This window comes from Xenorhabdus mauleonii, assembly GCF_900113945.1.
GTDB lineage: Bacteria > Pseudomonadota > Gammaproteobacteria > Enterobacterales > Enterobacteriaceae > Xenorhabdus > Xenorhabdus mauleonii.
The window spans coordinates 117,397-131,987 of record NZ_FORG01000002.1 but is presented as its reverse complement, the minus strand read 5'-3'; the positions used below and the strand labels follow the sequence as shown (position 1 = coordinate 131,987).

Annotated in this window: 3 protein-coding genes; all 3 read right to left on the bottom strand. The window is 47.8% G+C overall.

The features are described 5' to 3' along the window. Positions 1–4: 4 nt before the first annotated feature. The 3 genes from BM100_RS02130 to BM100_RS02115 all read right to left on the bottom strand — a co-directional run bounded on the left by BM100_RS02130 (position 5) and on the right by BM100_RS02115 (position 14,110). A complete protein-coding gene (locus BM100_RS02130; protein WP_092507495.1) occupies positions 5–11,653 on the bottom strand; it encodes a non-ribosomal peptide synthetase in 11,649 nt (3,882 codons plus the stop codon). A gap of 706 nt (positions 11,654–12,359) precedes the next feature. After that, the gene (locus BM100_RS02120) at positions 12,360–13,121 is read right to left on the bottom strand and encodes a carbon-nitrogen hydrolase family protein (RefSeq protein WP_092507491.1); all 762 of its coding nucleotides are present in this window, start codon (positions 13,119–13,121) and stop codon (positions 12,360–12,362) included. Between the two features lie 131 nt (positions 13,122–13,252). Continuing rightward, positions 13,253–14,110 (bottom strand): DUF4184 family protein, encoded by an 858-nt coding sequence (locus BM100_RS02115; protein ID WP_244590545.1) that lies wholly within the window; start codon positions 14,108–14,110, stop codon positions 13,253–13,255. Positions 14,111–14,591 lie beyond the last annotated feature (481 nt).

Below are 14,591 nucleotides of genomic sequence, written 5' to 3'. Positions count from 1 at the left end.
GAGGTCAAGAGAAAGAACCCGCCACAATCTCAGCCAATTCACATAATGTCGGATGAATAAATAACGCCGCCAGCGGGATTTGCATGCCTTGTTCATGCATACGGGCCAGTAGCTGTATTGCCAACAATGAATTTCCGCCGAGTGTGAAGAAATTATCATGTCGGCTGATTTGATCCTGTTTCAATAATTGCTGCCAAATCTTGACCAGTGACGCTTCTATATCACCTATTGGATCTTCATGGCCGTGAGATTTACCCATTGATTGAGCCGAAATAAATGGTTCCTGCGGGAAATCTATCTGTAATTGTCGATGCTCAGTAATGGACAAAACAGGAATATCGGCGATGGGGGATTCCGGCTCAGTTTCTAATGCCTGAACCAGGCCCGTCAGCGCGATGGTCATATGGGCGAGTACGCGCTCCGGTTCAATGTGTTGCACCGTTTGGGCAGCCAACCGAAAGCCTTTGCCCAAATCATCCACAGCCATATAGAGCGGATAATTCGTCCTTTCCCGTGCCGTTAATAATTCTATGCCTTCCCACGTATTGCGGGTCGTATCTGATGGGCTGTGGCGATAGTTGAGCAGCGCAGTAAACAGCGGCAGAGGAGGTTTTACGCCACTGCAAGACTGAGCCAGTGCCAGTGATGCCTGTTCGTGCTCCAGTAACTGAGTCAAACTGCGGTAAGTGGCTTGAACGGTTGTTTGTACGCTATTCCCGCCAAGCCGGATCCGGATGGGCAGAGTATTGATAAACAGGCCCGGTGTCCGCGTGATATCAGCATTGCTTTGCATGCGTCCCAGTAAAACGGTGCCGAAAACAACGTCATTCCGCCCGCTGAGTTTTGCCACGACTTGTGCCCAAGCAACGTGGAACAGTACTCCGGGGCTGACTCCGTGGCGACGAGCCTGTTTGCGGATTTCCCTCGACAATGAGGCATTCAGTAGCTTTATGGCCTCTGTCACGGCTTTGTCGCTACTGTAGATATCCAAAATTCCGAAGGGGGCAGTTGGTGTATCTACGTCAGAAAGTACTTCATGGAAGTAGGCTTTGTGTTCAGATGCAGGTACACGCAGGGACTGGCCGATAAAGTCACGGTAAGGCAGCAATGGAGAAAATTGCGGTGCGCTTGGGCTTTCAGTTGAGTGTGAATCCCCAAGCGATAATTGCCCGGAATGTGGATAGAGAAGTTGATGGATTTCAGTGGTGATAAGATCCAGTGAGACATGATCATTGATTATATGGTGGCTGCACAGGGCCAGTAACCATTTTCCTTGGTGCGGATCGTAGGCGATATCGGTGGAGAAGAGCGGAGCCTGAGTGACATCAAGGCGATGACAGCGCGGATCTGTGTATGCCTTCAACTGAGACTGAACATCCTTATCACCGTCCGCCATATTATCTGGAACATTGTCCGGAACAAACGCATTGATGCGCAGAGAAGCCTGACGCCAAACGACTTGTACCGGTTGAGATAAATTTTGCCAACAAATGGCCGTCCGCAGGATATCGTGGCGGTCGATGGTTTGCTGAAAAGCCGCCAAAAATGCATCAAGGCGTTCACGGGTATCGAAAGTCAGCATAAGATGCAGCAGATAGATATCCCCTTGTGTTTGCAGAAGATGATGAAACAGCATGCCTTCCTGCAGGGGGGCCAACGGATAGATATCCTGAATATTGGCAGCTCCGCCGGGAACGGTTGCCGCAATGGCATCAATTTCGCATTGCGTCAAGGCAACGAGAGGCAACATATCGGGAGTAATCTTGTTGCAACCATCAGGAATGAGATTGGGCGGTACGGAAGCGAGCCGTGGGTTTTCATTGCGGGCGCGCACGGCTTTCGCCATATCGGCCAATACTGGGGAGGCGAACACAGTTCGGATATCCAGCACCAGCCCTTGGTTACGCAGCCGTTCTATCAGATTGACTATCATCAGCGAATGGCCGCCAAGTTCAAAGAAATGATCATAACGGCTCACTTTATCCAATCCCAACAATGCCTGCCAAATTTCCGCCAACGTCATTTCTGTGCTGCCGGTGGGAGGCGCATAGGCACGGGTTACAAGCGCGGTTTGATCTGGCATTGGCAGCGCCTGACGGTCAATTTTGCCATTGGGTGCTAATGGAAAGGCATCAAGTATCACAAATGCACTGGGCAGCATGTATTCGGCAAGGTGTTGCGCCAGTTGTTGACGCAATTTTGCTGGCGTCAGTTTCACATTAGGTTCAGCGAGTAGGTAGGCAACAAGGCGTTTTTCTCCCTCTATATTTTTAGAGACAACCACTTTCTTGGCGGAAACGGCGTGGCCGGAAAAGTCTTGGCGGGCAAGTACGATGGCTTCACGAACACCGCAGCATTGCAGTAGTCTGGCCTCAATTTCACCCAGTTCAATCCGGAAGCCGCGGATTTTGACCTGAAAATCATTGCGGCCAAGGTACTCAATATTGCCGTCAAGTCGCCAACGGGCCAGATCGCCGGTTTTATACATGCGTGCATTGGGGTGTTTGCTGAATGGATCGGCGATAAATCTTTCTGCCGTCAGCTCTGGTTGATTCGAATAACCACGGGTGACACCCATGCCACCGATATAAATTTCACCGCATACACCGATGGGAACCGGCTGGCCGAACTTATCCAAAATATAGATGCAGGTATTGGAGAGCGGGCGGCCAATTGGAATATTGTCGTTAATGGTCGAAATATTGCTGTCATCAACCAGCAATGTGCTGGCAGTGACGGTTATCTCTGTGGGGCCATAGGCATTGAACCAGCGGCAGGAGTGTGTTTCTGGGAGCGACAGCCAATCTGTCAGGTAGCGGCGCTCGACTTTATCGCCGCCAACAATCACCGTGCGTAGGCAGGGGCTGAAACCACAACTTCCGGATTTCATCTCTTGCACCCAATGGTGCCAGAATGCGGTTGGGATATTAAGGATGGTGATTGCCTGTTCACGCAGGAAGTCGATAAATGTGTTATTCGGCACTTTGATATGGGGCGGGCGCAGGACTAATGTCGCCCCAGATGCCAGTGTCGGGAAAATGTCTGACACTGAAATATCAAATGCGATGGTCACAAATTGTAAAATGCGATCCTCCGGACAAGGATGGCTGACCTGACGCTGGGCGTGGATCAGGCTCACAACATTGCGGTGTTCTACCATAACGCCTTTAGGGTGTCCGGTTGAACCCGAAGTATAAATAATGTAAGCCAGATGATGGGGTTGAAGACCCAGACGCTTGCTGTCCGGGTTATGTTCAGGCTGTTTTTCTGTGCGCCTTTGATGGGTTTCATCATCCAATAGCCAGATGGATAATCCCTGAATTGATGATGTACCTTGTTGTAAGTTCTGCTGTAAATGTTGTTGGGTCAGCAATATGACCGGTTTGCTGTCTGATAACTGATAAATCTGGCGCTCAGTCGGGTATGCAGGATCGAGGGGAATGTAACCGGCTCCGGCTTTTAAGATCCCAAGCAGGCCGATAATCATATCTAAACTGCGTTCAACACAAATCGCCACGCGATCAGCCGGACGTACACCAAAGGCAATCAGGCTGTGCGCAAGCTGATTGGCACGGCAGTTCAGTTCATGGTAACTCAGGGATTGGTCTTCAAATACGACTGCGGCAGCATTTGGAGTACGCTGTACCTGTGCTTCGAAGTAACTGTGAATCAAGGCATCCGGTGAGAAATTCACTTGTGGGGCATTAAAATCAAACAGTAATTGTCGGCGCTCTGCAATGGATAGCATCGGCAGATGGGCAATGTCCCGTGTTTCATCGGCTGCCATTGCGGCCAGCACATTGTTGAAATGGCCTGCGATGCGCTCAATTGTTGTCCGGTCGAATAAATCTAAGGCATATTCCAGATAGCCTTCAAGGCCTTTATTGGTTTCAGTGAGCGACAGGGTTAAATCAAAATTTGCGTAGTGGCGCGTCTGCTCCATCAAGGAAACGGTCAAATCCGGTAATTCAAAAGATTGGGTTGGGATATTGTTCAACGCCAGCATGGTTTGGAAAATAGGGCTGTAGCTTAAGCTGCGTTCAGGTTGCAGGTTTTCCACTAACTGCTCAAAAGGCAAATCTTGATGGGCATAGGCTGCCAGTGACTGCTCTCGGACATGGGAAAGCAGTTGGGCTACAGTGCGGCAATTTTCCAGTTTGATGCGCAATGGCAGGGTATTGACGAAAAATCCAATGACGCCTTCCAGATCTCTGTGCGGGCGATTGGCGACAGGTATGCCAATCACGATATCGTCTTGCCCGCTCAAACGCGCAAGGACAGCTCCCCAAGCGGCCAACAGCGTCATGAAAAGCGTTGTGTCCTGACGTTGCCCAAGGGATTGAAGGGCGTCTAATGTGCCGATATTCAGATGAATGGGGACATAACCGCCGGTGTAGCGTTGCTCTGGAGGACGGGGGCGATCAGTGGGCAGGGCCAGCAAAGCCGGAGCATCCCGAAGTTGTTCCCGCCAGAAATTTTGCTGTGCGGTAATGCGATCATCCCGCAGCCATTCTTGTTGCCAGACAGCATAATCAGCGTACTGGATGGGCAAAGGGGGTAAAGGCGAATTCTGTTTTTCAAGGGCTGCCCGGTAAAGAATCCCCATCTCGCGGATAAGGATGCCTATCGACCAGCCATCGGTAATGATGTGGTGCTGGGTAAGGATAAAGACGTGTTCTTCATCTGCCAATTGCAGTAACTGACCACGAATTGAGGGTTCATTGGTGAAATCAAACGGGGTTTTTGCTTCGAGGGCAACGAGTTCTTCAAGGTGTTTCCTGTGGGCGGTTGCAGTAGAAACGGTTGGATCAGAGCTGCGCAAGTCGTGGTAAGACAAGGCAAAGCCGGTATCGACAGCATCAATGTGCTGGCATGGTTGTCCATCAATGAGTAAAAAGCGGGTACGCAATCCTTCGTGCCGGGAGACGAGGCGATTAAGGGCATCCGCAAATGCGGCATGGTTAAGCTGCCCGTTGAAGCGCAATACGTTCGGGATCTGGTAGGCCAAACAGGCCGTGGGATTGAGGCAGGCCAAAAACCACAGGCGTTGCTGGGCAAAGGCGAGCGGCAACGGTTGATGCCGGTCGGCAACAGGAATGGCAGATTGAGCCACGGAGGGTGCCTTTGTCAGTGCTGTAGCCAAGTCAGCAAAAATAGGGTTGGCAAAGAATTGTGGCAAAGAAAGTTCCAGCGACAGTGTTTGGCGTACCCGTGCAATAAGCTGAACAGCAAGCAGAGAATGGCCGCCAAGTTCAAAAAAATGGTCATGGCGCCCTACTTTTTCCAGTCCCAATAATGTTTGCCAAATTTCAGCCAGAGCGATTTCCAGTTTACCGGCGGGAGCTTCGTAGCTATGCGTTACGATTGCCGCCTGATCAGGGACGGGCAGGGCCTTGCGGTTGAGTTTGCCATTGGGCGTCAGCGGAAAGGCCTCAAGGATGACGAAAGCACAGGGGATCATATAACTGGCCAAATGCCGGGCAAGTTGCTGGTGCAGTTCAGCGGGCACCAGTTCTGTATCTGGCTCTGCCAACAGATAGGCCACCAGACGTTTTTGATTCGGTTCGTCTTCACGTAAAATGACGATGGCTTCACGCACTCCCTGACATTGGGCGAGCCGAGCTTCAATTTCTTCCGGTTCGATACGGAAACCACGTAACTTGACCTGAAAATCATTGCGGCCGAGATATTCAATATTGCCATCGGGCAGCCAGCGACCCAAATCACCGGTTTTGTACATACGTGCATTTAATTCTGATGAGAACGGATCTATCAGAAAGCGTCCGGTGGTCAATTCCGGGTGATTCAAATAACCACGCGCCACACCGGCACCGGCGATATAAATTTCGCCTGCAACACCAAGGGGAGTGGGCTGGCCATGCGTGTCGAGAATATAGACCCGGGTATTGGCAATGGGGCGGCCGATATGATTAACAAAGCCAGTGGCTCTATCCATGCATGCCCAAGTTGAGTAGGTCGTTGTCTCAGAAGGGCCATATAGATTGCATACATGTTGCACGGACGAATTTGTGAACAATTGTTCAACGATATGGGGCCTCAATGCTTCGCCGGCCAAATTGACGGCCCGGACAGTGGGTGGAATAGCATCAGTTTCCAGCAATTGCGCAATGGCGGATGGCACTGTATTTATGAGGCTTATGGAGCCGCTTTTTTCGGCCAATGCCTCTGTTGAAGGGCGTTCTGCTGCGATTAATGACAACGCATCGGAAACAATATGCACCGTGCCGCCAGAAATGAGCGGGGCGAAGCATTCATATACAGCCAGATCAAAACTGAAGGAAGTGGCAAAAAGGGTATGTGCCAACGCTTTCTGGTCGAATGTCCGTTGTGCCCAAGTGAGGAAATTGACGGTATTGCGATGAGTAATGGCGACTCCTTTAGGCAATCCGGTGGAGCCGGAAGTGTAAATCACATAAGCCAGATGATGGGATGTCAATCCCAGTCTTTTGGCATCCGGATTATTTTTTGATTGTGGCTCAATGGGGGATTCTCTATCTGCGAAGAAGTTATCAATGAGCACTGTAGGCACATGGTGCGTCAGTTTGCCAGCTAGCGATGCTTGTGTAAGAACAATAACGGGGGCTGAATCTTCCAGCATATATGCCAGTCGCTCGGCCGGATAAGTAAAGTCGAGCGGGACGTAAGCTCCTCCTGCCTTAAGGATGGCAAGCAGCCCTACTACCATTTCCAGATTGCGCTCAACACAAATTGCCACCCGTTCATCGGGATGCATGCCTTGTGCAACCAAATGATGGGCCAGACGGTTAGCCCGCTGGTTCAGTTCATCATAGCTGAAAAATTGTTTGCCATAGACTAGCGCAGTGGCATTGGGGGTTCGAGCCACTTGTGCCTCAACTAATTGATGGATTAAAGCATCGTGCGGGAAATCAGTCTGTGTGGCATTGAAATCGACCAGCAACTGTCGGCGCTCGGTAGCGGGCAGGATAGAAATATTCAGGATTGGTTTTTGTGGCTCGCTATCCAATGCTGTTACCAATCCGGTCAGGGCGGTGATCATATAATCGATTAAGCGTTTTGCATCAATGCCGGATACCGCTTGGGCAATTAAGCTGAAGTCTTCACCTAAATCATCTACGCACAGCATGATGGGGTAGTTAGTTCTTTCCCGTACTTCCAGCAAGCGGACGCCTTCTAGTGGGGTATGGATTGCGCCCGGTGTGGTATGGCGATAATTGAGCAGTGAACTGAAAAGAGGTTGGGAAGGCGGCACACTGCTGCAACGTTGTGCCAGCACCAGTGGCGCCTGTTCATGTTCCAGTAATTTTATCAGTCGATGGTGGGTGGCTTGCAGGATCTCTTGCACGCTATTTCCTGCCAATGGTATCCGCACGGGAAGCGTATTGATAAATAGCCCCATGATTTTTTCTATACCGGCATTTCCCTGCATTCGGCCCAACAATACCGTGCCGAAAACCACGTCATTTTGCCCACTGGTATGTGCCAGCACTTGTGCCCACGCCACATGAAACAGAACGGTGGGACTGATCCCCTGACGACGGGCCTGCTCCCGGATCACATTGGCCAGTGCAGGCTCCATGAACCGTGAGGCTTCCGTTACCTGCCTGCCCCCGCTGTGCACATCCAGTACACCCAGTACACCGAAAGGCGCTGTTGAAATTTCTACGTCGGCCAGCTCTTCACGAAAATAGGCTTCGTGTATTTCTGCCGGCACACTCAGGGATTGGGCGACAAAGTTTCGGTAAGGCAATGCCTCAGATAAAAAAAGCGCCTCAGGTGAATTCTCAGCGTGAGCATGATGGTGTCTGGCACGGGAATGCAGTTGTTGGTTGATTTCAGTGATGATAAGTTCCAGTGTCATGTGATCACTGACTAAATGATGGAAACTCAGGGAAAGCAACCATTCATCCTGATGGAGTTCATAGGCGATATCAGCGGAAAAAAGCGGGGCTTGGCTCACATCGACACGGTGCCGGATAGGATCGGTATGTAGCAGCAATTGAGATAACACATCTTCTTTGCTATCCGGAATAAATTGATTGATGGGCAGGAATGCCTGACGCCACACGACCTGTACCGGATGTGTCAATCCTTGCCAGCATATGCCTGTACGCAGAATATCATGGCGGTTGATGACCTGTTGCAAGGCTGCCAGAAAATCGTCAAGGCGTTTGCGAGTGTCAAAAGCAAACAGAGTGCGCAGGAGGTAAGTATCCCCTTGTGTTTGCAGTAAATAATGGAACAGTATGCCTTCCTGTAATGGCGCGAGTGGGTAGATATCCTGAATATTGGCAGCCCCACCGGGAACCGTCGCGGTGATGGCATCTATCTCATTTTGTGTCAGAGAGATCAGAGTCAGCATGTCTGGGGTAATTGCTGTGCAATTGGCAGGAATAAGATTGGGAGGCACGGTAAATGAGGTTGTGCCGTCCTGAACAATAACCATCGATTTGGCCATTTCCGCCAATAATGGTGCCGCGAACACCGAATGGATATCAAGTCGCCACCCCAAATGGTACAACTGCTCAGTCAGTCGGACGGCCACCAAAGAATGCCCGCCCAGTTCGAAAAAGTGATCATGGCGACTCACATTTTCCAGTCCCAGTAGCGCTTGCCAGCTCTGGGCCAAGGCAATTTCTGCCGGACTTACCGGCGCATCATAACCGTAGGTGACGATGGCGCTTTGATCGGGTTCGGGCAAGGCCTGACGATCCAGTTTGCCATTGGGAGTTTGCGGGAAAGTGTCAAGCGTCACGAAAGCACTGGGGATCATGTAGTCAGCCAGTTTTTGTGTGAGCTGTTGGCGCAACTGTGTCGGCACCAATTTTGTATCTGGTTTTGCGAGCAGGTAGGCCACAAGGCGCTTCTGACCAGTATTGTCTTTCCGGTCTATAACAACGGCTTCGCGTACGCCTTGGCACTGCGTGAGATGGTTTTCAATTTCGCCCAGTTCAATGCGGTAACCGCGCAGTTTGATTTGAAAATCGTTGCGGCTGATGTACTCAATATTGCCGTCCGGCAACCAACGAGCCAGATCACCGGTTTTGTACATGCGCGCTCCGGTGGCGATTGAAAAAGGATCTGGCAGGAAAACGCTTTGTGTGAGTTCAGGGAGGTTGAGGTAACCACGGGTAACTCCCACACCACCAATATAGATCTCGCCTGTGCTTCCAATCGGAACAGGCTGACCGTTGGTATCCAGAATATAAATCTGAGTATTGGCAATAGGGCGCCCAATCGGCGGGGCGTTTTTATCTTGATCGTTACATTGATAGAGAGTGACACAAATGGTGGTTTCTGTCGGTCCATAACCATTGAACATCTGTCGCCCGTGCGCCCAACGTTTGACCTGTATTAGCGGACAGACTTCACTGCCGGTTATTAAAACTTGCACGGTATCAGGAATCGAATCCATTGCCGCCAAAACGGTGGGGGACAAAAACACGTGGGTAATGGCATGGGTTTCCAAGTAATGGGACAACGTTGCCCCCGGCAGGATATCGGCGCGTTTGGCAAGATAAAGCTGACTTCCAGCCAAGAGAGCCATGCAACATTCCCAGATATAGACATCGAAACTGTTTGAAACAAACTGCAACAGGCGGCTGCCCGGCGTGAGGGAAAGGATTTTTTGCTGGGTGGTAATCAAGTTACATAAACCATAATGTTCCACCATGACCCCTTTGGGTTGCCCGGTTGAGCCGGAAGTATAAATAACATAAGCCAGATTGTGTGAAGTTAATCCCAGAGCTTGGCTATCCGGATTCTCTGCCGATTTTTCATCTAAGGCAGGCTGATTTTTATTATCAGGTTTTCCTCCCTCCAGCATGATTGCGGGTATGTGGCTGATTGATAGCTGATTGTCCAGCATTTTTGCCGTGGCAGGCTGAATGAGCAGCGCTACAGGGGCTGAATCATTGAGCATATAGGCCAGCCGTTCAGCCGGGTAAGTCGGGTCGAGCGGCACATAGGCCCCGCCTGCCTTGAGGATACCCAACAGGCCAATCACAATATCCAGACTGCGTTCGGCACAAATCGCCACCCGATCGTCTGGGCGCACTCCCAGGGCAATCAATTGATGGGCCAGACGATTGGCACACCGATTCAGCGCGTCATAACTCAGGGATTGATCTTCAAAGACGACAGCAATGGCATCAGGCGTTGATTTAACTTGTGTTTCAAACAGTTGGTGGATCACTGCATTTTGTGGAAAATCAATCTGGGGGGCGCGGAAATCCACCAAGACTTTTTGGCGTTCATCTTCCGGCAAAATGGGTAAATCGGCTATCGGTGTATCGGGTGAAGCAAGGGCGGCATCAAGCAATACAGCCAGACGGGATTGAAGCGCGGCAATCTCTTCGACACTCAGGTAATCCGTGGAGAAATTAAATTCAATGGCAATGGGAGGATTATCATCGCCAAGGCCAAGGGCGTACTGTTTCACTGAAATCGCGAGAGGGTAGGGAGGAATGCCCCGGTAGAGTTCAAAATATTTGACCTGAGCATCTTCTCCTTCGATATGCAGATCAGCATTAAAAAGCTCAATGGACAATGCAATGTCAAACAGGTTGGCCCGCCCGGTCTTCTGTTTAATATGCGTCTTGCGGCTGACCTCAGCCATGGGAACACGCTGGTGTTTGTAACTCTGGTTAAATTCAGCCTCTGCTTTTTGCATCACATCACGGAGCGTGTCTTCGGGAGAAACCGTTACCCGAATAGGGATCACAGAGACAAAGACCCCCAATGTTCTTTTTTGCCGGGCATTTTTTCGGTTGTGCACGGGAATGCCGATGACGATTTCATCTGTCCCTGTTGTTCGCACGAAATAGCAGGCAATCACGGCATACATAAAATACAGGAAAGGTAATCCCTGTCTGGCAAAGATTGTTTCAATGCGTTGAGCCATCGTCTGATCGAGCCGCCAAAAAATATTTTCGGCTTTCCCCTGTCTTGCGGTTTTGTCGGCATGTACGGGATAAAGCAAGGGAGAAGGCGGGTTTTCAAAACGCTGCAACCAAAATTGTAAATCCTGTGAATAGGCTTGAGAATCGAGGTAAGTCCGCTCATTCTGGACGAAATCCAGATAAGAGAAGGCATTCCAATTTAAGGGTTCATCCTTCATCAGGCAGTTGTAGGCATTAATCACATTGTTGAGCAGGGTGAATAACCCCGTGCCATCATTGATTAAATGATGACAGCAAAACTGCCAGTAGCGGCAAGTTTGGCTGACCCGTAATAGTTCAGTGCGCCACAGCGCTCCATTCAGATGGAACTGGCGTATAAACGAGGCATCAATATGTTGTTTTATTTGAGCTTTTGCATCTGGATAAGATGAGAAATCGCGTATGACAATGGAGGCAGGAAGGGTATCCACAATCTTTTGAGAAGGAAGCCCATGAATGTCAGTAAATTGCAAACGCAATGCATCATGGTAATGAACTGCCTTTTCAAAAGCACGTGCAAACAGAGCTTCATTCAGTTTCCCTTCTATGCAGATAAAAAAACCGATGTTGTAATTGGAGGAATCAGGATGGATAGCCTGTTCCAGCCAGATAGCCTGCTGTATGGTGCTGAGGGGCGATGCATGGCAGGAGGGAGATGCGCCATTATCAATCGCCTGAGAAATTTCTGAGGCGCGATTGTGATTGCTGGACATGTTTATTTCTCCTTTAACAGCTCAAATTAAAGTTGATCCATTTGCTTGAAAATAAGGAGTTATTTGCTCTGTAAACTCGTTAACATTCGAAGAAAAAAATTAAACATCATTCAGTTATGAGTGTATTTAACTGAATTTTATATATTAAATTGCATATTAAAGTTAAATTAACTAAACAATTATCGATTGTCGATATTTTATTTTTAACTAAGAGTGGATTGGCATTATTCAGAGGAAGGAGATACAGCAGAAAGCGAATTTTAGTTATTTGATTAATAGTGGAAATGCATTAGTTCTCTTGAATTGAAAAAGTGAATGGGAAAAATAGTCCATCCGTTTTGAAAAACCTTCTTACTCTGAGCGCTGCAAATAATCAGCAACACACATGGATCATTGCTTGCATCATTCTTAGGTTTATTGATAAGAAAGGTAATCTGATCATCGGTGCAGTCGACAAAATTAAGCAGGCGGAAGACAGGGGTGAGCTGTACGGTGAAGGATCTAACCTGCATCCTATAATCTATGACAAATAAAGTGATTATCCAATTAAACGACATGGCTGAATAGGTTGGCAAGGTAATAACAATTTCGGTCAGTTGTTTGTAGATCCTAGAGCATTTTCTTTTGGCGAGTAAGATGCTGACTATACTAACTGACCGCTTTACTTAGAACGTGTACTTAATCAGGTTAATCCACATTTAATGAATTAAGATCCAATGGAAACCGGAATACATTGCACATCAATGCCAGTTTTTTTTATTTCGGCAATGACAAGGCAAGCGTGATTTTCTGGGGCTTCAATGAGTAAATTGCCACATTCATCCCAGATTGCACTTTTTCCGGTGGTATTCCAGCCTCCAGTAAGGCCGCAAAAATTCGCCATTATGACCACCATACCGTGGGATTTTGCGTGGTTGCGTAATCTAATTGTGTCATCAATGTAGCCTTTACCCGTAATTAATACTGACGCTAAATAGATGGATGCTCCGGCCGTCGCCGTATTGCTGGCATGGGAATCAATACCGGTATCAGCACATATTGCCAGCCCCAAAGTATGCTTATCAAGTTGAAATACCTTCTCACATGAACCCGCTGTGAAATACTCATTTTCCCCTGAATGTAGATGCATTTTACTGTAATGGGAAACGGGATTGCTGGGCTGAATGATAAATAAACCAATTTGAGGTTTGTCATCGCCATTTTTCACCGGCGCGCCAATAATAATCGTTATGCCATGTTTTTGTGCAATGAGTGAAAACGGTTCCCAACGCGGGTCAGAATCAATAAAAGCTAACTCTCGCGCCCATTCAGGTTCATACCCAGTTAAAGAAAGCTCAGGAAAGATAATGACATCGGCGTTCTCATTGACGGCGACAGAGATTAATTGCAAGTGTTTCTTTATATTCTCGGTAATATCACCGCTAGCTGGATTAAATTGTGCGGCAGCTATTTTTAGGTTTGATTTCATTATGAATTCCTAAGCAAGTTACTATCAATATTAACCCCCGAGCAGAACATGGGGTTAATATTTATCCCAAATCCGGACACCTTGACTTATCAGTAACCATCAATCAATAAACGACAAAAAATACCAATAAGTTAACGTTGATTTGCCCTATCTTTCATTGGCATAAAACAGGCGTTCCATACAGCAATAATTATCAGAACAATCAAGAAAACGGGGACAGATAGCGTCAGTTCAAGAAAAGTTAATCTTTTTATATCAATTCCTGAAATTTCCCAAGATAAAAACAGTGCGACAGGCAAGGTTAAAAAGCCTGAAATAAATCCAATGCCGAGCAGACGATAGAGTTTTACTTTGTTCTTTGCTTGAATAGCGGGTGCTAATTTTTTCTGGTACTGCCAGTATTTTGTCACCAGGTACAGCAATCCTAACAGTGAGCTGAGGTGTTGCAGAATTTTATATATTCCTATGCCTTGCCCATCGGCTATAAAATGAAAAATACGGGATTGTAATAAAGGAAAGAGTTTCACGAAAAAACCGGTTTCGTGAGTGAAAGCATCCCAAGCTATATGGGTTATAGCCCCTATGTATAACGATAAAACAAAAATAGCTTTTTCTTTATATCCTTGTTTTACATAAGGGGAAAAGGACAACGGGAAAAGGTTGGACAAAGGGGATGACAATAGCCGCACAATGAAGAATATGAGCAGGCATAAAGGAAATGCAGTATAAAACCATCCCAGCAAGTGATGCGAAGTCGCCGCAAGTTTATATTGCATAATAGAGTAAAAAAAATCAGGGGATAAACTTCCGACAACGAGAGCCGGTAAATTCAATAGCTTCCCTCCGGGAAGTTTTCTCAAAGGAAAAACAGCGGCTGGATGTGAAAATGTCCATGGCATTATAAAAGTTCCTAAAAAATATTGTTGGAATGATTGACCATATCTGGGCGCTACTGCAATAAATAGATGTACCATATCTGACAATATCATTATTAAAAAGTTTTTCTTTGAAGTTATTATTTCGCCAAAAAATCGTGAGATACCTAATACGTGATATATACCCTATTAACTCCAAGTTTCAGGAAGCAACGTATTATCATCCCGCGACGCGGGATGATAATACATGCACCTTGAAGTACGACGCGTATATCCAATAAAGGGTAATAAAACTAAAAGGAACGTAATTTCTTTCTTCAATAAAAATCCGCATAATTTTCTCTTGGGGGCGTGATTTCTCAGGCAGCGTATTTTTCAGATACAAAGTTTTACCCAATAACCTCAGTGCCAGTTGGATATATATTTGCACGGTTGAGCATGAAACTGTCAGACGTGGGTTTGAATCACTGCAGGCTGTATATCCTGCGATTGAAAAAGGGTTTTGCCGTCATATTTGCCAACGGGCTGGCAAGTGGCTGCCGGAACAGCCACTTGTTTGGTTATTATCAAATATCCGGTTTTTATAAAATAAAGC